Source organism: Lapillicoccus sp. (genome assembly GCF_025353065.1).
GTDB lineage: Bacteria > Actinomycetota > Actinomycetes > Actinomycetales > Dermatophilaceae > Lapillicoccus.
The window spans coordinates 14,261-35,753 of the sequence record NZ_JANXRJ010000145.1; the positions used below are offsets into that span (position 1 = coordinate 14,261).

Genomic DNA, 21,493 nt, shown 5'->3' on the forward strand with positions numbered 1-21,493 from the left:
GAAGGAATGGCCCGAAAAGTCCGCTATTCGAGACCTTCGGACGAGGCCGTCCACCACGCCGTCGACTACCCTTCTGTCATCTCCTCATGCGCGACGAAGCCGTGACCCCCTTCGCCCGAGAGGACCCGGCTCTGAAGCATCTCGCCGACAGCCCCTGGCTCGCCGCCGACGACGTCAACGGCTGTCGCTGCGCCGAGCAGACCTTCCTCGCGTCGTGCAGCGACGAGGAGCGCAGCACCTACGAGCAGCGCAACCGGGCATATGTCACGGCGCCGCTCGATGTCTCCCGCACGACGTGGACCCCCCAGCGACGATCGGCCTGACGCAACGCACGCGCGGTCCGGCGTGCGGTCCCGGCTGCCCCCCGGGACCGCGCGCGAACCCCTGCTACCTGCTCGAGGCGGACACGGCGGCCGACAGGACCGGGGTTCCCTCGATCCGGACGGCGTCGAGCGCCCGCGGGTTCAGGCCGAGGAGGGCGAGGATCGTCGGGGCGATCTGGGTCGTCTCGACCGGCGTGCTGACCGTCTTCCCGGACCCGGTGGCGCGGGTGGCGGAGACCGGCGTCACGACGAGCGGCACGATGCGGTCCTGCGGGTCAGCGCCGCCGTGCTCGGCGATCTTCTTCGTCCCCCCGGTGTAGACGACGCCGTGCTGGCCGACGCCGACGACGTCGGGGTGACGGGGGTCGGCCGTGGAGACGCCGAAGTAGCTCGCGGACTCCGCGCCGGCATAGACCCGTGCGAGACCGGAGGCGGCGAGCGTGCGCGTTGCGCCCGAGACCGTGTTGCCCGAGGCGGGGTGACTGAGGAGCCACTGCTTGACGAATCTCGTTGCTGCGGGCGACCGGTCGCTCAGCCACAGCAGCATGCCGTCGTCGTCCGAGGAGAAGGTCACGAGGTCGGCCGCTGCTGGGTGACCGACCTTCCAGTCGGCGTTCAGCCCGGCGATGACGGCCCCGTCATCGATCCGTGTGAGCGTCGTCGGGTCGGTCGGCGACTGGCCGTGCTTGGCGGAGAGGATGACGGTGGTCGAGGCGGCGAGCCCGTCGTGACGGATCTGGGTGAGCATCGACGCCACCGAGGCGTCGACGAAGTCGAGGGCGGACGAGAGCACCGGCCCGGGGACCTCTCCACCCGGCAGGTAGCCGCCCGCCGCGCCGTCGGACAACGGCAGCTTCTCGGCGGTGGACACGGACTGGAAGTTCATCCCGAAGACCGCGGGAACACCGACGGTGGTCGTGCCCGAGTGGTCGAGGCCGGCGATCTCGTTGAGCACCGAGGTGACCTTGTAGCCGTCGTACTGCTGCGTCGAGGAGTTGATGCTCGTCCAGTCCCCGCCCGCTGGGGCGTCGGAGTTGATCTCGGGGGTGAACAGGTCGTCGATCCCGTGTCCCGACGGCCCACCGAGGATCTCGTATGCCGCGTGCTTGTCGGACCAGGCCGTGCGCAGGCCCGCGCGGTGGACGATGTCGAAGATCGTGTTGACCTGCAGGTAGGAGTGCGGCATCACGGGCTGACAGGTCACCGGGTCGACGGGCAGCGCGGACGTGTTGATGAGCCACGAAGGGTGACCGGTCATCGACAGGATCGAGCCGGGGAGCCCGGCCAGGCCCTGACCGGCGTCGAGGCGTGTGCGGTCCTTGTCGAGGCTCTCGTCGTAGGCGACCGGCGCACCCGGAGTCGCTCCGGCGCAGGAGGTGGTCCCGGCCGGCAACAAGGCGTGGTTGTAGCTCACGTCGTAGTAGACGCCGGTCGTGCGCGGGTTGCCCCCGGTCACCTGACCCACCATGCCGGGGAAGGAGTCCGACGGGAACGGCGTAGACGCGTGGTCGTAGGAGACTCCTCCCCGGGTGAGCGAGGCCAGTGCGGAGGTCGGGTGCGTCACGGCATACCGGGCGAGGTCGCTCTGGTGCATGCCGTCCACGGAGAGCAGCAGCACGTGGCGTGCCGCGCGAGCCGCGGGATGGGTCGGCACGGGACCGACGGCGACCGCGGCCGGAGCCAGCGTGAGGGCAGAGGCGGAACCGAGGGCGCCCACGGCAGCGAGGGCAAGGGCAGAACGACGTCGCATCGAGGTGTCTTTCCGGCAGAAGGGGAACGGGTGCCCCAGCCGACCACCTCTGCGTGCAAGGAACCTCCGAGAAGCGCAACGGGACGGCGAACTCTCGGCGCCGAGAAGGTGACGAGCAGGCGGCCCTCCGGTGCTCCCGGTCACTGCCTTCCTCACCCGGAACGACAGCCTCCTGATGCCCTGTCCAGACGAAGGTCCTAGGTGGGACCGAGATCGTCCAGGTGTGGCGACGAGCCACCCGACGAAGGAGCAGACCATGAGGACGAGAATGCTGATCGCCGCCCTGGGAATCGCCGCCGCCGTGGGCCTGGCCCGGGGCGGAGCGGCGCTGGCGCGAGCCACCACGCCGGCAGCGCTGCAGGGGTGCGGCTAGCGGCGTCGTCAGCCGGTCACGGAGCTCGCGGTCTCCGCTCGTCGAAGCAGATCCCCGACGTCGACGGCGAAGCGGTCGGCCGCCGATGCCGCGGCGGGAGAGATCTCGTCGAGCATCAGGAAGTTGTGGACGAGTCCCGTCTCGCACCGGCGGATCACCTCGACCCGTGCGTCCTCGAGCCGGTCGGCGAACGCCGCCCCCTCGTCGCGCAGGTGGTCGTGTTCGGCCGTGACCACGACCGTCGGTGGCAGGCTGCCGAGGTCTCGGCTGTGTATCGGGCCCACTCCCGGCGCGGACCACCAGGTGCGATCGGCGACCCACTGCCCGTTGAAGAACTCGGTGTCGGACACCTCGAGCCCGAAGCCGGAGCCCTTCTCGGCCCGGGACGGGTAGTCCCCAGCGAGATCGGTGTTCGCGTAGCACAACGCCAGCAGATCCGGCCGGACGCGGGGCAGCTCTCGCGCGAGCCGTAGCACCGCCAGCGCGGCCAGCGTGCCACCGGCACTGTCGCCCCCGACGCCGACCACACTCGGACGGAACCCGAGCTCGGCAGGCGCCCCCGCGAGCCAGCTGATCGCCTCGACGGCATCGTCGACCGCGGCCGGCCACGGATGCTCCGGGGCGAGCCGGTAGTCGAGCAGCAGCACGGCGACACCTGATGCGGCCGCCAATCGCCTGGACACCCGGTCGAACGCCGCGACATCGCCGATCGTCCAACCGCCGCCGTGCAGCCACACGAGCAACGGTGCGCTGGCGGCTTCGTCGGGTCGGTAGACACGGGCCGGACGACCGGCGGCCGACACGTCGTGGACCCGGGCCAGCTCTGGCCCGGGTGCTCGACCCATCGCACGCGCGGCGACGCCAGCCCGCATCTCGGCGACGTCCAGCGGCCCCAGCGAGGCACGGGCGACGAACGCGGCGATCCCGTCATCGGCGAACTGCGGTTCCATCTTCCCCATCGTAGGTGGAGGCACGCGAAGACCCCCTTCACGGCGCCAGGGGCAGCCGGAGGGTGACACGTGCACCACCCGTCGGGGAGTCGCCGATGGTCAGGGTCCCCCCGTGGGCGAGCGTGATCTCGCGGGCGATGGCCAGTCCGAGCCCGCTCCCTCCGGAGTGACGGGAGCGGCTCTCGTCCAGTCGGACGAACCGCTCGAAGACCCGATCACGTTGTGCCGCAGGGATACCGGGTCCGTCGTCATCGACGGTGACCGCCCCCCAGGCTGCCTCCAGCGTGATCCGGACCTCGATCCGGCTTCGGGCATGTCGGGCAGCGTTGTCGAGGACGTTGCGCAGCACCTGATCCAGGCGCAGGGGGTCGCCCAGCACCCGCACCGGCCGGGAGGAGAGTCGGATCTCGACGGTGGAGACCTGACGCAGCCGACGACACTCCCGGTCGACGAGGTCGTCGAGGTCGACGTCCCGCTGGCGCAGGCTCATGGCGTGGTCGTCCGCCCGGGAGAGGAGCAGCAGGTCCTCGACCAGCCGGCCGAGCCGATGGCTCTCCGAGGTGAGGACGGGCTGCAGCTCCTGCCAGGTGGTGGCACTGCCCGCGGCAGCGACGTCCAACGACGCGGTGATGGTCGCGATCGGTGAGCGCAACTCATGGCTGGCGTCGGCGACGAAGCGACGCTGCGCCTGCTGCGAGGTCTCCAGCCGCTCGAGCATCTCGTTCATGGTGACGGCGAGGTCGGCCACCTCGTCATGGGTCGGCGGCACGGGGACGCGTTCCGCCAGGCGTCGCGCCCCGATCCGCTCCACCTGCTCGCGCAGCGCCTCGACCGAACGCAGCGCCCGGCCCACCCGCCACCAGGTCACCACGCCCGTCAGCGCGACGAGCAGCGGCCAGGCGAGCGCCACGAGAACGGCGGTGGTGCGCACTGCCTCCCCCTGCGCCTCCTGTGAGCTGACGGCAAGCAGCACGTATGCCGCGGGGCCCGCCTGCACCCCCCTGGCCAGCACCAGGGGCTCGTGCAGCCTCCCGGGCCACGGCACCGCCCACCGGCCGCTGACGGCCGTCTCCCCGGGCGCAGGACGGAGCGACGAGGCGGGGGTCGGACGGCTGGCTTGGGAGGAGTAGACGACAGGACCCGTGTCTACCCCGGCGGAGACGACCTGGACGAGGACGCCGTCCGGTCCGTGGTCTGTCTCGTTCTGCGCCAGGGCCGACACGCCGTCGTTGGCGAGGACGGTGGCGTCCTCCTCCACGACGATCCTGACGGTGTCCATCTGGGTGCTCGTCAACGAGTTCTGCAGCAGCAGGACCAGCGCGGCGCCCCCGAGGAGGAACACGATCCCGACGATCCCGGCCGCCGCGATCGTGGCGTGAGCACGCACACCGGACGGCAGTCGCGAGCGCGGGAGCTCCCGGACCTTCATCAGCGGACGGAGCCCCTCGCGGAGGTGTCGTGGGACGTCGCGGGACCAACGTCTTTCACCCCGAGGCCGAAGCCGTCGAGGCCCAGGTCATCGTGGCCGAACTCCTGGGGCCCCAGGTCGTCGAGGCTCAGTGGACGCGGAGACAGCCATCCCCAGAGGGGGATCGCCACACCGACCGCCAGCGCTGCGGCGAGGGCGCCGCCGAGGGCGCCGACCACGTCCGCCGGCCCGTGGGCGGCGGCCACTCCGACGACGAGGGTCGTGACCCCGAGCACGCCGCCGACCCGGCGCCGGACGGTCATCACGAGCAGCGCTGTGGTGCCACCGAACGTCGTGAGGTGCGGGAGCACGACGTGGCTCTCGGTCGCCTGCGCCAGAGCGGCAGCCACCCCGAAGGCGACCACGGCGAAACCCGCGAGGGTGCCCTTGTCGCGGCGGGCGGACGCGAGCCACACGATCAACGCGATACCGGGGATCGCGACGGTCATGGCGCTGAGGACGGCGGGAGGGAGCTGGTTCACCCGACGATCGTCGCTGCCGATCGCTGAAGGGCCGCTGAGAGACCACGGGGCCACGGCGTCCCGGAGTGGGGCAACGCCACGAGGAGGGCCAGCACCCCCAGGCAGTAGGCCGCCCGAAGGGTGCCCACCTGAGCCGCGGCCATGAAGGTCGGGGACGCGGCGTCCAGCACGACCCAGCCTGCTGCTGCCGCGGTCCAGGCGGGAAGGCCGCGTCGGGTCGAGACGACGTCGGCGACGACGGCCGCGACCAGCAGCCCGGAGCTGTAGTACGGGTAGGTCTGCGGGTCGAGGAGCAGGCGGGCGACCACCACCGCCAGGATCGCCGCCGGCCAGCGGCCCCGGAGGACGCAGACGAGCCCGACGCCGACTCCGAGGGCGAGCTGTGCGGGGCGGTCCCAGCCGGGGGTGCCCGATGTGACGACCCCCAGCGCGCGCAGGGCGGAGCTGCCGACGTTGTCGATGGTGAACCGGCTCATCGCCAGCGTCTGGGGGGCCGCGATCACGAAGGGCAGCCAGGCCACCGCGATGACGGCCCCGAGGAGCAGGAGAGCACGCCGGCGCGCCCGTCTCGGAAGGGCCACGAGAAGCACGGCGAAACCGGCCGCCCAGGGCTTGGAGTCGACCGACAGACCGAGGGCGAGCGCCGCGGCATACGGGCGTCCCGAGGTGAGGGCGAGGACCGCCAGCGCGGCGATAGCCAGCGCGAGCACGTCGTCGAGGTGCGCGTAGTGCGTCGCCACCTGACACCACACGGGGAGGGCGAGCACCCCGACGACGAGGAGCTCGGCCGGAGTCGGACCACGCCCCAGGAGCTCTCGTCGGGCGCGGGCGAGGACCCAGATGAGGCCGGGTCCCGCCGCCGTGAGGACGAGCTCGGCCAGGAGGCGACCCGTCCCCCCGAGCTGCTGGAAGGGGATGGCCACGACCAGCGCCAGGGGCCCGATCTGCAGCTCCGGGTGAGCGGCGTAGAGGGACAGCCCGGCGCCCGGAGACCCGGGTTGCAGGAGGAGGCGGGCGCCGTCGGCGAAGTAGTGCCACGAGTAGCCGCCACCGATGGCGGCCACGACGCCCCAGGCGGCGGTCCACAGCCAGAGCACCAGCCACACCGTCCGCATCGTGCGCGCGGCCCGCACGATGGCCGGGGTCGAGGTCTGCACCGTCAGTGTCCGGAGGGCGGGCACAGGACGAACCTCCACACGGTCGGGGACGGGCCATCGGGAACGGTTTCCGGCGGCATCGGTTCCCCAGTCTCGTGCTGCGGTCCTGAGGTGAGCCTGAGGATGAGCGGAGCTCCCCGCCGGTCCCGCCTCAGACGCGGTAGCGGTGCTCCGGTCGACCGGTCGCGCCGTAGCTCAGGTCGAGACGGACGAGGTCCTTCCGCAGGAGCGCGGCCAGATACCGTTGTGCCGTCGGCCTGCTGGCACCGAGGACCGACGCAACCTCGGCGGCTCCCACCGGCTCCGGCGCCTTCGACACGATGTCGAGGACCTTGGCCATCGTGGGCTGGAGGGGCCGGGTCGGCACCCGGGGGCGCGGCTGCTTCGCGCGGAGACTGAACAGGTCGTCGACGACCTGCTGGTTCGCCTCCTCCTCATGACCGAGGCGCTCGGCCCAGGACCGATAGGTCTCGAGCTGCTCCCTCAGCGTGATGAAGGTGAACGGCTTGACGAGGTAGTGAAAGGCACCGAGCTGCATCGCGGTCCGCACGGAGTCGATGTCGCGCGCTGCGGTCACCAGCAGGAAGTCCGGCAGGTGGTCCGACGAGGCCATCAGCCGCCGCACGACCTCCAGACCATCGAAGTCCGGCAGGTAGACGTCGAGCAGGAGCAGGTCGGGTGCGCTCGCGTCGACGAGCGCGACGGCCTCGGCCCCCGTATGCGCCTCGCCCACCACCGTGAAGCCCGCGACCCGCTCGACGCTGAGCCGGTGCGCATGAGCCACGTGGTAGTCGTCGTCGACGACCCCGACGGTGATCATCGGACCTCCGCAGGGAGCCGGATCGGCATCGTGACCTCGAAGCAGGCGCCCTCGTCGGAGTGCGCAGTGATGGTCCCGCCGGCGCGGGTCACGAGACGGTGGGCGAGAGCCAGACCGATCCCCCGACGCATCCCGTCCCGGGACTCCTTCGTCGAGTAGCCGTCGACGAACACCTCCTCGAGCCGGGTCGCCTCGATGCCGGGTCCGCTGTCGGTGACGGTGATCCGGAGAGCGCCGCTCGCATCCGAGACGAGGACGGTCACCTGACCTCGGGGACGCCGACCGACGGTCGCCGAATCGTCGGCGACCGCGTCGAGCGCGTTGTCGACGAGGTTGCCGAGCACGGAGACGATCGGGAGGTGGTCGAGGTCGACCAGCTCGAGCCGGCTCCGGGGGTCGAGATGGATCGCGACGTCGCGTTCCGCGGCCACCGTCATCTTGGCGAGCAGCAGAGCCGTCACGACGGGCGAGGCGATCCTCGCCCGGATCTCCTCACCCGCGAGGACGGTCTCGCTCTGGATCCTCGAGCTGTAGCGGGTCGCCTCCTCGAACTCGCCGAGCTCGATGAGCACCGACATCACGTGCAGCCGGTTGGCAAACTCGTGCTCCTGCGCCCGTAACGCGGTCGTCAGGCCCGAGACGGAGTCGAGTTGCCGGAGCAGGCCCTCGAGCTCGGTCCGGTCACGGATCGTCACCACCCATCCGACCTCCCGGTCCGCGACGCGGACCGGCATCCGGTTGAGGACGAGGAGGTGCTCGTCGGTCACGGCGACGAGGTCCTGGCCCGGGAGTCGTCCCGAGACGATCTCCCGCAGCCGGCCGGCCGGGATGACGTCGTCGACGGCGTCGCCCAACGTCACCGCGGTGAGCCCGAGCAGCCGGCGCGCCTCCTCGTTGAGGACGTTGATCCGGTTGCCTGCGTCCATCGCGACCACCCCCTCCCGGACCCCGTGGAGCATGGCTTCACGTTCCTGCACGAGGGCGACGATCTCCGCCGGTTCCAGTCCGAACGTCACCCGCTTGAGCGTCCGGGTGAGGACCAGCGAGGCCACCACGCCGAGCCCCAGGGCGAAGAGCAGGTAGAGCAGCACCGGGGCCATCTGGGCGCTGAGCCGCTGCCCGATCTGGGTCTCGAGGATCCCGACCGAGACCTCGCCGATGGGCGTCCCGGCCGCGTCGAGCACGGGGACCTTGACGTTGGCGGACCGGCCCAGGCTGCCGTTGTCGACACCCTGGTGGATCTGGCCGTCGAGCGCGACCACCGGCTCCTCGACGTACTTCCCGATCAACGCGGGGTTGGGGTGCGAGTAGCGCTTCCCCCGGGCGTCGATGATGACGACGTATGCCGCGCCGAAGTTGCGGCGCAGACGTTCGGCGAGCGCCGGTAGTCGCGCCGTCGGGTCGCCGGTGGCGAGGTCGGCCGGCACGTCCGGGACGTCGGCGACGGTCTGCGCGATGCTCGTCGCCTCGGTGAGCGTCTCGAGGTCGGCCCGCTTCTCGGCGTCCCAGGAGACGAGGACGGCGCCGACGCCCATCGTGACCACGATGATGCCGAGGATCGCGACGAGGATGCGGGCCGCGAGCGTCCTGGGGAATCGCGGCATACGTCTCCTCACGTCAGGGCAGCGGCGCCCGGTGGCGCCCTAGTCTGCGCCACGCAGAGTGTTGCTGACCAGAACGCACACAACCAGCACTATCGCGGCTATCGGGCCCAAGGCTCGAAACCCTTCCGCGTCCGTCGAGCGCCACCCTACGGTGGCGCGACTCAGCGACGAGCGAAAGGGCTCACCACGATGGCTGCCATCGAACTACGCAGTGCCACCAAGAAGTTCGCGACCGCCGACGGTGGCACCTACACCGCGCTCAAGGACATCAGCCTCACCGTCGAAGACGGCGAGTTCTGCGCCGTGGTGGGCCCGACCGGGTGTGGGAAGTCGACCACCCTCACCCTCGTGTCGGGCCTCGAGCGGGCAAGTGCCGGAGCGGTCCTGGTGCGCGGAGAGCCGGTCACGGGCATCGACACCTCGACCGGGTTCGTCTTCCAGCAGGACGCGGTCTTCCCGTGGCGGTCCGTCCTCGACAACGTCGCCGCCGGTCCGACCTACCGTGGCGCGAGGCGCTCGGAGGCGCACGCCCTGGCTCGCGACTGGCTGCGCCGGGTGGGTCTGACCGGGTTCGAGGACCGCTACCCCCACCAGCTGTCCGGCGGGATGCGCAAGCGCGTGGCCCTCGCCCAGACGCTGATCAACCAGCCCCGTGTGCTGCTGATGGACGAGCCGTTCAGCGCCCTGGACGTCCAGACGCGCGCGATCATGTCGACGGAGCTGCTCCACCTCTGGGACGAGACGAAGCCGGCGGTCATCTTCGTCACCCACGACCTCGAGGAGGCGATCGCGCTCGCCGACAAGGTCGTCGTGCTCACCGCCGGGCCGGGGACCGTGAAGGCCGAGTTCCGGATCGATCTGCCCCGACCGAGGGTCGTGCAGGAGATCCGGTTCGACCCGCGGTTCACCCGCCTCTACGAGCAGATCTGGGAGGCCCTGCGCAGCGAGGTGCAAGAGGCCTACGACCGGACGACCCGGGTCACTCAGGTGGCGTCGTGAAGGACTCCACCGCAGGCGGCCTCGTGCAGGACTCGCCCACCGACCCGGCGCCCACCGACGCGACGCCGACCGTGCTCACCCGCCCAGGCGACGCGAAGCCCGCCCGGTCCCGCGTCCGACCCGGAGCTCTGCTGCACCGGTCCTGGGTCCTCTTCCTGCTCCGGACCGGCATCGTCGTCGTGCTCCTCGGCGCCTGGCAGATCGGGGTCGACACCAAGGCGATCGACAAGTTCTTCTGGGGCGAACCCGTCGGGGTCTGGCAGCAGCTCGTCGACTGGGTGACGATCGGGACCAGCCAGGGCTCGTTGCTCGACCAGATCCTCGTCACGCTCGAGGAGGCGGTCCTCGGGTTCGTCATCGGGTCGGTCCTCGGCATCGTCTGCGGGATCGCGCTCGGCCGGATCAGGCTGCTGTCCGAGCTCTTCGGGCCGTTCCTCAAGGCCGCGAACTCGATCCCGCGCATCATCCTCGGCTCCATCTTCACGGTGGCCTTCGGGTTCGGCGTCCAGTCGAAGATCATCCTCGCCGTCGTCCTCGTCTTCTTCGGGGTGTTCTTCAACGCCTTCCAGGGCACCCGCGAGGTCGACCGCAACCTCATCGCGAACGCCCAGCTCCTCGGGGCCTCGCGCTGGCGCGTCACCCGTGACGTGGTCCTGCCCTCAGCGTTCACCTGGATCCTCGCGAGCCTCCACATCAGCTTCGGCTTCGCCCTCATCGGCGCCCTCGTCGGTGAGATCCTCGGCGCCAACCAGGGACTCGGGCTGCTGATCCGCAGCTCGCAGAACAACTTCACGATGGACGGAGTGCTCGCCGGGATGGTGCTCGTCGCCGTCATCGCGCTCACCGCCGAGGCCCTCATCACGGTGCTGGAGAACCGGCTGCTGCGGTGGCGGCCTCCGCAGAGTCACGGGGGTGCCGCTGTCAAGTAGGCCGACCGTCCGCACACACCCAGCACTTTTCCCGTTCTCGAAGGAGACCCCTTGAACACCACGCGCCTCGCCACCGTCGCCGTCGCCCTGCTCGCCGCCGGCTCGCTCGCCGGCTGCGCCAACCAGGCCGCCGGCAGCTCCACCGCCGCCCAGAAGGTCGATGCCAACGCCCCGACCCTGACCATCATGGTCGGCGGTCTGAGCAAGCAGATCTACCTCCCGTTCATGCTCGCCAAGCAGCTCGGCTACTACGACAAGATCGGGGTGAACGTCAACCTGATCGACGAGCCCGCCGGCGGCGACGCCACGCAGAACATGCTCGCCGGTCAGGTCCAGGGAGTCGGCGGTTTCTACGACCACAACATCGCCCTCCAGGCCCAGGGGAAGTCCTCGGAGGCCGTCGTCTCGATGCTGCAGATCCCCGGCGAGGTCGAGCTCTGCCGCAGCGACCTCAAGGGCAAGGTCACCTCCCCGGCCGACTTCGCCGGGCTCGATCTCGGGATCACCGACACCGGGTCGTCCACCGACTTCCTGACGCAGTACCTCACCAAGAAGAACGGCGTCGACCCGGCGACCACCCACCGACGCGGCGTCGGCGCCGGCCAGACCTTCCTCGCCGCCATGAAGCAGAAGGCCATCTCTTGCGGCATGACCACCGAACCCACTGTCTCGCAGGCGCTCTCGGACGGCACGGCGTTCATCCTGCTCGACATGCGGACGGCCGCAGGATCCAAGGCCGCTCTCGGTGGCACCTACCCCGCGACCTCGCTCTACATGCCGACCGACTACGTGAACGCCCACAAGGACACCGTCCAGAAGCTCGTCAACGCCTACGTCTCGACGCTGACCTGGATCCAGGGGCACTCCGGCGCCGACATCGCCGCCAAGATGCCCGCCGACTACTACAAGGGGGTCGGCAAGGCGGCCTACGTGGCCGCGCTCGACAGCGAGAAGGGCATCTTCAACCCCACCGGGATGATGCCCACGGACGGTCCCCCCACCTGTCTGGCGGTGCTGAGTGCGTTCAACGCCGCGGTCAAGGGCAAGTCGATCGACCTGAGCAAGACGTTCACCAACGAGTTCGTGCAGGCCGCGAAGCCGGTCGCCTGAACACTGGCTCCCCACCGCGGTCGGCTCACGCCGGCCACCCGCCCCGGATGGTGGCGCCGTGACCGCGCCACCATCCGTGGCGCTCAGCCCGTCCCCGACGTCGGGGACGGGCTGTCCAGGCGGTATCCGTGGCCGCGCAGGGTCACGATGGTCGGCAGGCGCGGAGGTCCGTCCCCGCCCGCCGGGGCGGCCAGCCGTTGGCGCAGCGCGGCCATGGTCACGTCGAGCGTCTTGGTCGGTCCGAACCAGTTCTCGTCCCACACCCGCGCCATCAGGTCCTCCCGGGACACCGCGACGCCGGCTGCCGAGGCGAGGGCCAGCAGCAGCTCGAACTCCTTGGGTCGCAGGACGAGCTCCGCCCCGCTGACGAAGCACCGGCGCGACGCAGGGTCGACCAGGAGGTCCCCGATGCGCACCGGCGGGGCGTCGTGCGGCACCGGGGGCCGGCGACGCAGGTGCGCGCGCAGCCGGGCGAGGAGCGTCGTGGTGCTGACGGGTTTGACGAGGTAGTCGTCGGCGCCCGCGTCGAGCCCGGCGACCATGTCGATGTCGTCGCTGCGGGCGGTGAGGATGATGATGAGGAGGTGCTCGTCCTCTGCCCGCAGGGTCCGGGCCAGGTCGACCCCGTCCACGTCGGGCAGGCCGAGGTCGAGCAGCAGGACGTCGGGCCGGCGCTCGCGCACCTGATGGCGGCCGCTGGTCCCGGTGCGGTGCCACGACGTGCGGTACCCGTGGTTGCGCAGGCCGAGGTCGAGCTGTCGGCCGATGACGTCGTCGTCCTCGATGATCACGACGTCGATGACGCGCTCGTCACCCCGGGGCCCGCTCATGCGAACGACTCTAGGCCGGTCACCGGTGGTTCCGGCCGACCCGTCACAGGTCCCGTAGCTCCTCGATGGCCGGCCGGGTGGACGACCGGGCGCTCCCCACGGCAGCGGCCCCCAGGGCGACCACCACCACGACGACGGTCACCCCGAGGTAGGTCCAGGGGACGGCGACCTGGGCCGGCGGGGGATCGAAGACACCGGTGAGGACCTTGACGAGCATCTGCGAGAGCACCCACGCGATGACCGCGCCTCCCAGGACGCCGCCCGCTCCCACGACCACGGCCTCGCTCAGCACCAGCCCGGTGAGCTGCCGCCGTCGGGCGCCGAGGACGGACAGGATCGCGAGGGTGCGACGCCGCTCGACGAGACCGATCACGAGCACCAGACCACCCGCCCCGGCGGCCAGAAGGACCGCGAACACGAGCTCCAGCCGGGTCAGCCCCGCGAGGTTGACCGAGGTGAGACTGGACCCGACCTGGGCGCGGGCCTGGGTGACGTCGGTGACGACGGCGGCGCTGCCCCACTGGCGACGGAGCACGTCGGCGACACCCGGCTGTCCCTCGCTCCTCGTGTCGATGAGGTAGGCCCCGACGGCATCGCTGCCCGTCACCCGGGAGACGTAGTCGGCGTTGGCGACGAAGAAGGAGTCCTTCGGCGCGGTGGGGAACTCCTTGACGATCCCCGCGTAGTGGAACGGCACCGTCCGCAGCTGCTGGGTGACGCGGTCCGGCAGGCGGAGGTTGATCAGGTCGCCGGGTCGCAGCTGGAAGTCCTTGACGGTCTCGTCGCTGACGAGCAGGGCGTCGGGTCGGGCGGCGAGGGCGCGCATCAGCGCGGCGGCCGTCCCGCCCTGGAAGTAGGCGTCCTGCAGCGCGGTGGCGGACATGATGCTGCCGGGGTGGACGCCGTAAAGGTCCTGCAGGTCCGCTCCGACGTAGGCGAACCGGTGCTGGATCGGTTCGACGTGGGCCACCCCACCGACCGCCGCCATGCTCGCCACCGTGGGGACCGTGCCCGTCAGCCCCGGGCCGGGGGTCACCGTCACGTCGGCGCCGTTGGTCAGCTGGGCATCGGCCTCGGCCTGCTGCTGGTAGGTGGAGTTGAAGGTCGCCGTCGAGACCACGAAGGAGACGGCCAGAGCCAGGAGCACCACCGAGCGGGTGATCGGACGCCGTTGGCGGACCATCGAGGACGCGGTCGCCGCGGCGAGCCGCCCGGTGAGGGGGGTGACGGCTCGCGCCAGCGGCCGACGGCCGTGGGCGAGAGCGAGCACGGCGACCCGCCACAGAAGCATCCCGGCGCCGAGCCAGAACAGCGCCGGCCCGAGGAACGCCCAGTAGGAGACCGAGATCGTCGCCACCCCCTCCGGGGCCAGGACGAGCGAGTAGTTGTCCCGGCTGGACCCCCAGAAGACGAGCAGCGCGCCGCCGAGGAGGAGCACGTCCACGCCACCGCGCATCCACCACGAGCGAGGCGAGCGGCCGATGCCGTGGCGCGCCGCGGCGACCGTCCCGCCCTGCAGGTCGCGCAGGGCGGGAGCCAGCACCACCGCCAGGGAGACGAGCATGCCGAGGGCGGCGGCGGCGGCATACCAGGTCACGAGGGCCTGGGGCCCGGCACCGCCGCTGACGGACCCGAAGGCCCACTGTGACGCCACGGCGGCGAGTGCGAGGCCGATCGCCCCGCCCATCAGACCGACGAGGACCGCTTCGGCAGCGGCGAAACCGGCGACCGCCCGGGGGGTGAGCCCGCGAGTGCGCAGCAGCGCCTGCTCGTCGCGGCGCCGCTGGGCCCCCCCGGCGACCAGCGCCGCGGTGAGCAGGGCGGCGAGGACTGCACCCGGGAGCCCGAGGAACAGGAAGAGCATCTGCGCGTATGCCGCGTCGGCCCGCGCCCCGGAGAGGGCGGCACCGACGTTGTTGCCCACGACCCCGGCGCCGGCGAGGGCGGCCTCGAGGTTGTGCGCCGCGCCCACGACGTCGACGTAGGCGGTGGCGGGGTCGCTCGAGGCTGGCGGGGTCCGGGCGACGTGGATCTGCGTGGTCACCGCGGCTACCGCCGACCCGGAGCCGGAGGTGCCCATGACGGTCGAGAAGACCGCAGCCGGCAGCAGCACCACGTTGTCCGGCGGCGCGGACGGCTGAGACGTCGTGGGTGCGCCGACCTTCTGGAACAGCGAGTCCGCCTGCGGGAGGTCGACGACCCCGTCGACACGCAGCCCGGCCGGAGGTCGTCCGGCGCGGCCGATCGTGACGAGGTCACCGGGTCGCAGATGCAGGTTCGACGCCGTCTGCTGGGCGATGAGGACGCCGGAGCGAGAGCCACTGAGCAGGCGGATCTCGCCCGGGAAGCTCTCGGCGTAGCCCGGGGGCAGTCCGAGGACCACGCCGGGGCCCGTGGTCTGGGTCGTCCCACCCGCACTGGCCTCGAGACCGGTGGTTGTGCCGAAGCCGACCGGGACGGCGGTCCGGACACCGGCGGAGGTGCGCACCGTCGAGAGCACGGCCGCAGCGTCGGCTCCGGGGGCGACCTGCAGCTGCCAGTCGACCGCCACCGACCGAAGCGCCCTCGACGTCATCGTCGCCTGCGAGGAGGTGAGGAAGCTGCCGAGCGAAGCCACCAGGGCGACCGCGAGGGCCACCCCGAGCGACACCCCGAGCAGCCGGCCACGGCGGCGGCGCAGCAGGCCGACGGTCCAGGTGAGGGTCAGCCTCATGCCGGCACCCGCCCCTCCGCGGCCGCCGACAGCCGGCCCTCGTGCATCGTCCAGCGCTCGTCGAGGCGCTCGGCGACGAGCGCGTCGTGGGTGCTCACCACGAGCGCCGCCCCGAGCCGGTCGGCGGCCAGGAGCAGCTCGTCGATGACCTGACGCCCGGCGACGGCATCGAGCTGTCCCGTCGGCTCGTCAGCCAGCACGAGGTGGGGTCCCTGCGCGAGAACCCTTGCGAGAGCGACCCGTTGGGCCTGTCCGCCGGACAGTTCCTCGGGGAGCTGGTGGACCAGGGCCTCGACACCGACGAGTCTCAGCGCCTCGAGCGCCCGGCTCCGGCACTCCTTCGCCGGCACCCCGGCGAGGACGAGGGGGAGGCTGGCGTTCTCGAGGACGTCGAGCGCCGGCACGAGGGTGGGGCCCTGGAAGACGACGCCGATCTGGCGGGCGCGGTCCGCTGCGCCGGCGTCAAGCCCAGGCCACTCGACCGTCCCGCCCGTCGGGATCTCGAGACCCGCCATGAGGTGCAGCAGGGTCGACTTGCCGGACCCCGAGGGCCCGACGATAGCGATCCGCGCCCGTGCCGCCACCTAACAGCTCGTGCCTTGGACGGCCACCACGGCGCGCGTCCCGGTCCCGAACGTCCGGGAGAGGTCGCGGCATACGACCGCGGGCTCGTCGGCCCCGAGGACCGACACCCCGCTCACGCCGCTCACGCGGCGACCTGTCCGTCGCGCAGGGCGATGACCCGGTCGGCGATGCCGGTGACCTGTCGGCTGTGGGTGACGACCAGCAGGGCGCAACCGCTGCCCGCGGTGGCCCGCAGGAGATCGAGCACCTGCCGCTCGGTCTCACCGTCGAGCTCACCGGTGGGCTCGTCGGCAAGCAGGACGTCGGGCGCGTTGGCCAGAGCCACGGCGAGACCGGCTCTGGCGAGCTCACCTCCGGACAGCTGCTCGGGGTAGGCGTGAGCGCGGGCCATCATCCCGACGCTGTCGAGGAGGTCGTCGAGGCCGACTGCCGGAAGTGCCCGAGGTGACATCGCCCGCGCCAGACGGACGTTCGAGCGCACGTCGAGGTGAGCGAGGAGATTGCGTGACTGGAGCAGCACACCGATCCGGCGGGAGCGCAGCCGGGCCCGGTCGGCCTCCGAGCGGTGGCTCACGCGCTCACCCCCGACCCGGACCGTGCCTCCGTCGGGCTCGTCCAGCCCCGCCAGGCAGGCCAGCAGGGTGGACTTACCACACCCCGAGGGACCCACCACGGCGACGATCTCGCCGGGCTCCACCGACAGGGACACCCCCCGCAGGGCGAGGCTCTCGTCCTCACCGTTGCGAAAGAAGCGGTAGAGCCGGTCGGCCGACAGTGCTGCGGTGGTCACGGGAGCCACCGCAACGAGTTGGAGACGGTGTTCCACGGGTCGACGTTGTCGGCGTTGGTCGGTCCCGACAGCGTGAGGTCGACCCGGGTGCCGGCCCGGTAAAAGACGTACTGCTGGACGCCGTCGCGCACGACCTTGCCCGTGACGGGGTCCTGCGCCGAGTCGCCCTCGTAGGCCAGGAGGACCGCGGGTCCGGCGGTGCGTGTCGTCTGGCTGACCTGCGGGTTCGCCAGCTTGGCGACGCTGGCCCGCAGGGCGACGACGTCCGTGGTGGTGACCGACGCGACGCTGGGCGCCGCCGAGGTCGCCGTCACCCGGATCCTGATCTGGTTCAGCTTGTCCGCGAAGACGGCGCCTGAGCTCGTCGAGGAACGAGCCCATCCTTCGGGCACCTTGACCACGACTCGGCTGCCGACAGGGGTGAAGTCGACGAACGCCGTGGTGTCGGGGATGTCTCCCGGCGGGTTCGTCTCGGTGGCCGGAGCCGCACCGGGGACCGCCCCCGCGCTGGGGACCGCCGCCGACGACGGGGATCCGGCGACCGAGGAGGTCGAGGCGGTCGCGGTCGCCGCCGACGAGGGGGCCGACCCCGTGGGGGTCGTGGCTGGCGCGGTGGTGCCGCAGGCCGTCAGGGCGAGGCTCGCACCGACTGCGGCGAGGGCACAGAGTCGCGTGGTCACGGGATTTCCTCTCGGGCGGGGACGGCGATCACGAGCCACGGTAGGAAGGGGCGGGTTAGACGCCGGGGAGCCCAGGGTTAGAGGACGGCAAAATCGTTGGCGCACCTCCGGATGCTCGATCGCACCGCCCGCCACCGCCCGGACGGGTCATGATGGCCCATGCGACGTCGGGTGGTGCGGGTGGCGGTGACGGCGGTGACCGTGGCGCTGATCCTGTTCGGCCTCCCTCTGGCGGTCGTCGCCCAGAGGCTGATCCTCAGCGAGGAGCGGGGCGAGCTCGAACGGACGGCGTTGACGGCAGCGGCCGCGGTCGGACCGGGCTTCGGTGCTGCTGACCCGGCGGAGCTCCCGCGCGCCGAGGGCGACAAACACGTTGCGGTGTATGACGCGTCGCTCCGATTGCACGTCGGTCAGGGCCCGGCCGCTGCCGATCCCGCCGTCCGGGCGGCGATCACCGGTCAGCCGTCGGACGGGATCGTGGCGGGAGAGATCGTCGTCGCGGTGCCAGTCTTCTCCGCCGAGACCGTCATCGCCGTCGTCCGCGCGAGCACCTCCAGCGGCGTCGTCTGGCAATGGGTCCTGGTGGCGTGGTGGGTGCTGGCTGCCCTGGCCGCAGCGGCGCTGGTCGGCTCGGTGCTCGTAGCCCGTCGACAGGCCCGTGTCCTGAGCGAACCCCTCGAGGCCCTCTCCCGCGCAGCCGATCGCGTCGCCGACGGAGACCTCCGGGCTCGGAGCGAGCCGGCCGGGGTGACCGAGATCCAGCGGGTGGCCATCGCCCAGAACGCCATGCTCGACCGCCTCACGTCGTTTCTACTGCGTGAGCGTCACTTCAGCGCCGATGCCTCCCATCAGCTCCGGACACCGCTGGCCAGACTGCAGCTCACTCTCGACAACCTCCTGGACGCGATGACAACGCCGGCCGAGGCCGCGCTGCGCCCTGGACTCACCGACGCGGCAGAGCAGGTCCGGGCCCTCGAGGCGACGGTCACCGACCTCCTGCAGCTCTCTGGCCCGACCCCCGACGAGGCGCCGGCGGTGGCACCCCGCGCACTGGCGACCATCCTTTCGGACGTCGAAACCCGTTGGCACGGGACGTTGGCCGCGATGGGACGGCGCCTGGTCATCAGGAAGGACACCGGGATCGGGGACGACGACGTGCTCGTGCCCGGTTTCGTCGTCGTCGAGATCCTGGCCATCCTCCTGCAGAACGCCGTCGAGCACGGCCGCGGGACGGTGGTCGTCGACGTCCGCGACCTCGGCGACGCGCTGGCCCTGGACGTGGCCGACGAGGGCGCCGTCCTCGTCAGTCCGACCACTGTGTTCGAACGCGGACAGTCGGGAGGGACCGGCACCGGGATCGGCCTGGCCCTTGCCCGCTCGATGGTCGAGTCCATCGGCGGTCGGCTCGTACTGGCCTCGGTGACGCCGACCCGGTTCAGCTGCTTCCTGCCCCGCTCGTGACGCGCCACCCTCGCCCGGTCACTCTCTCGATCCGCCGTCAACGCCCACGCCCACCGTCCCGCGGAAAATCGAAGGACACGGAGCCGGGCTGCTGCGGCCCGAACCCTTCGTGGTTCCCGTCGTCGCTGACCGCCCCGGCGAACAGCAGTGCGCCTGCCGCGCCCAGCGCCGCGGCCCCAGCGGCGATTGCCGCGGTCGTCCCGCGACCGGAGCGCCACCGCTTCGGGACGCGGGAGATGATCTCGGCCAGCCGACCCCGCAGACCTGTTCCCGCAGCAGGACCGGCGCTGGAGGCCGATACCCGGAGGACGGCGTCCTGGACGGCGACGGCCGGCCAGGGAGCGTCCTGGGGAGTGAACACGTGCGGTGGTGCCGGGTCCGCGCCTCGTCCGAATCGGGCGGTTGCGCCGGTGAACTCCGTCGTGTCGTCGCTGTGCACGATTCTTGCTCCTTCTCCTGCCGACGTCGTGAAGGCAGGTCGGCGCGCCGGGTCACCGGTGGGTGGTCGGCCACACTCTGGTCGGCAGACCATGCCGGAAGGCTCTGTCCAGACCGTGAGGACGCTATGAGGAGCCGGCGGGCGTGGCGGCTGGTGACCCCACCGTCGACCGTGCCCCGCCGTCGAAGAAGCCGATGACGCGCGTCATGCGGTGGTCGACGGCGAACTCCACCACGTCGAACCCCGTCACCCGTCGTCCGTAGTCGACCCCTCCGAGCACGATCGGCGACGGCGCCGCCATCACCCACCCGAACCGACCGACATCATGGTGCAGCTCGAGGTCCCCGGTGGGGGTCAGCGTCGCCCCGGGGAACTGTCGACCGAAGGCGACGAGGTGCTCGACCATCGCCTCGACCCCGGTGACCGGGTCGGTGATCGGGTCGACGTAGCGCCCCTTTGGGTCCCAGCAGGAGGTCAACGCCGCTCGGATGTCGGCCGGCTCCTGCGCCGCCCAGGCCAGCGCATAGAGCCCGACCGATTCATGCTTCGAGCTAGTCTTCGTTGGAGTAGTCATAATTGGACTATGAGGATAGGGTGACGCTGTGTCCACCGGTCGATTCCTCGTCCTCGGGCTCCTCCTGGACGGGTCGGCGTCCGGATACGAGCTCAGTGCCCGCGCGGCGACCGCCCTGGCCTATTTCTGGCCGATCACCCGCTCGCAGATCTACGCCGAGCTGCCCCGGCTGGTCGAGGAGGGCTTCGCGACCGGCGAGGACGTGCCTCAGCGCGGCGTCCCGGACAAACGGGTCTACACCGCCACCGATGACGGACGCGAGGCGTTCCGCCAGTGGCTCTCCCGTTTCGACGAGGTCGCCGAGCGCGCGCGACAGCCGCTGCAGATCCAGCTGCACTTCGCCGCTCACTCGACGACCGAGCACCTGCTCGTCCAGCTCGACCGGTGGGAGCAGGAGGTGCGCCACACGCTCGAGTACTGCTCGACGCTGCTGACCGACTACGCCGAGGTGCCAGGGCGCGCGCTCACGGCCCGGTTCGCGATCAACCGCGCCGAGGCGGACCTGGTCTGGATCACCGAGGCTCGCACCACCCTGCACGGCAGCTGACGGCGGAGAGCGACCCGGCGGACCGCTCGGCTGGACGGTAGGGCAGGGGTGGGGCACAGATGGTGCCGGCGCGCCGACGCCCTAGGGTCGGGGATCGGCCACACACCACTCGACCCCGGAGGGACGCCTCATGACGCCCGTGCCATCAACGCTGGTGGCCATCCCTGCCTTCGGCTCGCCGGAGCTCACCGACGCGGTGCTCGGCGACCTCGTCCGCGACGGGAGCGACCTCCGGCCCGAGGTGCGAATCGTGGTGGTGGACAACGGCGGTGACTACGTCGTGCCCGCCGCCTACAGCCGGGTCTCGGTCCATCGGCCGGGGTCGAACCTGCGCTGGATCGGGAGCGCCAACTGGGCACTGCAGACGTCCGTCGAGCAGGGGTTTGCCGTCACCGTGGTGCTGAACAACGACACCCGGCTCTCGACCGGGTTCCTCGCCGGACTGGCCGCGCCCTTCACCGAGCTCGACGACGTCGCCGTGGTGGCCGCCTGCTACGACGACTTCTGGCTGCACCAGCGCGCCCGAGTGGTCCCGTCGACGGCGGCCGACTACGTCCCCCGGGAGGTCGACCGCGACGTCCTCTTCTGCGACGGCACCGCCATCGCGTTCGCCGTCCCCGCGGTCGCCGACCTCGGGGGGCTCGACACGGTCGCCTTCCCCCGGCACGGCTACGGCTCGGACATCGACCTCGCGCTGCGGGTCCGGGCCGCCGGACTGCGCTGCGTGGTCACTGAGCGCGCCTACGTCTCGCACCTGAGACGCGCGACCATGAACCGCACCGGCGAGTCGTCAGAAGGGAATCGGGCCGAGATCCTCAACGGGATGACCGCCAAGTGGGGCGCCGGGTGGCGGGCGGAGGTCGGCCTCGGGCCCGACTCCTTCCCGGCCCACAACACCGGCAGCGCAGC

General features: G+C 71.5%; 22 protein-coding genes. 7 read left to right on the forward strand and 15 right to left on the reverse strand.

All coding sequences use genetic code 11. The features are described 5' to 3' along the window. The first annotated feature begins 86 nt into the window (after window positions 1-86). Entirely contained in the window at window positions 87-323 is a 237-nt protein-coding gene (locus tag Q0R63_RS11540) for a hypothetical protein (protein ID WP_295697360.1), read from the forward strand. A gap of 64 nt (window positions 324-387) precedes the next feature. Here the strand turns inward: Q0R63_RS11540 and Q0R63_RS11545 are convergent, their stop codons facing one another. The 7 genes from Q0R63_RS11545 to Q0R63_RS11575 all read right to left on the reverse strand — a co-directional run bounded on the left by Q0R63_RS11545 (window position 388) and on the right by Q0R63_RS11575 (window position 8,927). Next, on the reverse strand, window positions 388-2,073 hold the full coding sequence (locus Q0R63_RS11545) for an alkaline phosphatase family protein (protein WP_295697362.1): 1,686 nt from the start codon (window positions 2,071-2,073) through the stop codon (window positions 388-390). A gap of 381 nt (window positions 2,074-2,454) precedes the next feature. After that, window positions 2,455-3,396: an alpha/beta hydrolase gene (locus Q0R63_RS11550; protein ID WP_295697364.1), complete on the reverse strand. Its 942-nt coding sequence runs from the start codon at window positions 3,394-3,396 to the stop codon at window positions 2,455-2,457. Window positions 3,397-3,433: 37 nt separating this feature from the next. After that, a complete protein-coding gene (locus Q0R63_RS11555; RefSeq protein WP_295697366.1) occupies window positions 3,434-4,825 on the reverse strand; it encodes a HAMP domain-containing sensor histidine kinase in 1,392 nt (463 codons plus the stop codon). Further along, the gene (locus Q0R63_RS11560) at window positions 4,825-5,346 is read right to left on the reverse strand and encodes a hypothetical protein (protein WP_295697368.1); all 522 of its coding nucleotides are present in this window, start codon (window positions 5,344-5,346) and stop codon (window positions 4,825-4,827) included. Before Q0R63_RS11560 ends, Q0R63_RS11555 begins: the two co-directional genes overlap by 1 nt. Then, window positions 5,343-6,527 (reverse strand): hypothetical protein, encoded by a 1,185-nt coding sequence (locus tag Q0R63_RS11565; protein ID WP_295697370.1) that lies wholly within the window; start codon window positions 6,525-6,527, stop codon window positions 5,343-5,345. The genes Q0R63_RS11560 and Q0R63_RS11565 overlap by 4 nt, the downstream gene beginning before the upstream one ends. Before the next feature lie 127 nt (window positions 6,528-6,654). Beyond that, window positions 6,655-7,323, reverse strand: a complete 669-nt coding sequence (locus tag Q0R63_RS11570; RefSeq protein WP_295697371.1) for a response regulator — start codon at window positions 7,321-7,323, stop codon at window positions 6,655-6,657. After that, the gene (locus tag Q0R63_RS11575; protein WP_295697374.1) at window positions 7,320-8,927 is read right to left on the reverse strand and encodes a sensor histidine kinase; all 1,608 of its coding nucleotides are present in this window, start codon (window positions 8,925-8,927) and stop codon (window positions 7,320-7,322) included. Before Q0R63_RS11575 ends, Q0R63_RS11570 begins: the two co-directional genes overlap by 4 nt. A 189-nt stretch (window positions 8,928-9,116) precedes the next feature. Between Q0R63_RS11575 and Q0R63_RS11580 the strand changes: the two genes are divergently transcribed. The 3 genes from Q0R63_RS11580 to Q0R63_RS11590 are packed head-to-tail and all read left to right on the forward strand — an operon-like array spanning window position 9,117 to window position 11,965. Beyond that, window positions 9,117-9,926, forward strand: a complete 810-nt coding sequence (locus Q0R63_RS11580; RefSeq protein WP_295697376.1) for an ABC transporter ATP-binding protein — start codon at window positions 9,117-9,119, stop codon at window positions 9,924-9,926. Beyond that, window positions 9,923-10,855 (forward strand): ABC transporter permease, encoded by a 933-nt coding sequence (locus Q0R63_RS11585; protein WP_295697378.1) that lies wholly within the window; start codon window positions 9,923-9,925, stop codon window positions 10,853-10,855. The genes Q0R63_RS11580 and Q0R63_RS11585 overlap by 4 nt, the downstream gene beginning before the upstream one ends. A 51-nt stretch (window positions 10,856-10,906) precedes the next feature. Next, the gene (locus Q0R63_RS11590) at window positions 10,907-11,965 is read left to right on the forward strand and encodes an ABC transporter substrate-binding protein (RefSeq protein ID WP_295697380.1); all 1,059 of its coding nucleotides are present in this window, start codon (window positions 10,907-10,909) and stop codon (window positions 11,963-11,965) included. A gap of 83 nt (window positions 11,966-12,048) precedes the next feature. On the opposite strand, the gene Q0R63_RS11595 is transcribed toward Q0R63_RS11590, so the two are convergent. The 6 genes from Q0R63_RS11595 to Q0R63_RS11620 are packed head-to-tail and all read right to left on the reverse strand — an operon-like array spanning window position 12,049 to window position 17,563. Continuing rightward, complete coding sequence (locus Q0R63_RS11595; RefSeq protein ID WP_295697382.1) at window positions 12,049-12,795, reverse strand: response regulator transcription factor; 747 nt, start codon at window positions 12,793-12,795, stop codon at window positions 12,049-12,051. Between the two features lie 43 nt (window positions 12,796-12,838). Further along, complete coding sequence (locus Q0R63_RS11600; RefSeq protein ID WP_295697384.1) at window positions 12,839-15,508, reverse strand: FtsX-like permease family protein; 2,670 nt, start codon at window positions 15,506-15,508, stop codon at window positions 12,839-12,841. After that, window positions 15,505-16,092 (reverse strand): ATP-binding cassette domain-containing protein, encoded by a 588-nt coding sequence (locus Q0R63_RS11605; RefSeq protein WP_295697386.1) that lies wholly within the window; start codon window positions 16,090-16,092, stop codon window positions 15,505-15,507. The genes Q0R63_RS11600 and Q0R63_RS11605 overlap by 4 nt, the downstream gene beginning before the upstream one ends. Continuing rightward, entirely contained in the window at window positions 16,093-16,218 is a 126-nt protein-coding gene (locus tag Q0R63_RS11610) for a hypothetical protein (RefSeq protein ID WP_295697388.1), read from the reverse strand. Continuing rightward, window positions 16,215-16,883 carry an ABC transporter ATP-binding protein gene (locus Q0R63_RS11615; RefSeq protein WP_295697391.1) on the reverse strand — a complete coding sequence of 223 codons (669 nt, stop codon included), beginning with the start codon at window positions 16,881-16,883 and terminating at the stop codon, window positions 16,215-16,217. The genes Q0R63_RS11610 and Q0R63_RS11615 overlap by 4 nt, the downstream gene beginning before the upstream one ends. After that, complete coding sequence (locus Q0R63_RS11620) at window positions 16,880-17,563, reverse strand: hypothetical protein (RefSeq protein WP_295697393.1); 684 nt, start codon at window positions 17,561-17,563, stop codon at window positions 16,880-16,882. Before Q0R63_RS11620 ends, Q0R63_RS11615 begins: the two co-directional genes overlap by 4 nt. Window positions 17,564-17,722: 159 nt before the next feature. Between Q0R63_RS11620 and Q0R63_RS11625 the strand changes: the two genes are divergently transcribed. Next, a complete protein-coding gene (locus Q0R63_RS11625) occupies window positions 17,723-19,024 on the forward strand; it encodes a HAMP domain-containing sensor histidine kinase (protein WP_295697395.1) in 1,302 nt (433 codons plus the stop codon). 37 nt (window positions 19,025-19,061) lie between these two features. On the opposite strand, the gene Q0R63_RS11630 is transcribed toward Q0R63_RS11625, so the two are convergent. Then, window positions 19,062-19,463 carry a hypothetical protein gene (locus Q0R63_RS11630; RefSeq protein ID WP_295697397.1) on the reverse strand — a complete coding sequence of 134 codons (402 nt, stop codon included), beginning with the start codon at window positions 19,461-19,463 and terminating at the stop codon, window positions 19,062-19,064. A gap of 124 nt (window positions 19,464-19,587) precedes the next feature. Beyond that, window positions 19,588-20,037: a hypothetical protein gene (locus Q0R63_RS11635; RefSeq protein WP_295697399.1), complete on the reverse strand. Its 450-nt coding sequence runs from the start codon at window positions 20,035-20,037 to the stop codon at window positions 19,588-19,590. A 28-nt stretch (window positions 20,038-20,065) separates the two neighbouring features. On the opposite strand from Q0R63_RS11635, the gene Q0R63_RS11640 reads away from it, so the two are divergent. Together Q0R63_RS11640 and Q0R63_RS11645 are read left to right on the forward strand one after the other, a co-directional pair. Beyond that, window positions 20,066-20,584: a PadR family transcriptional regulator gene (locus Q0R63_RS11640; RefSeq protein ID WP_295697401.1), complete on the forward strand. Its 519-nt coding sequence runs from the start codon at window positions 20,066-20,068 to the stop codon at window positions 20,582-20,584. A gap of 130 nt (window positions 20,585-20,714) precedes the next feature. Next, window positions 20,715-21,493, forward strand: a 779-nt coding sequence (locus Q0R63_RS11645) for a glycosyltransferase (RefSeq protein WP_295697402.1), incomplete at its 3' end; no start/stop codon positions are given.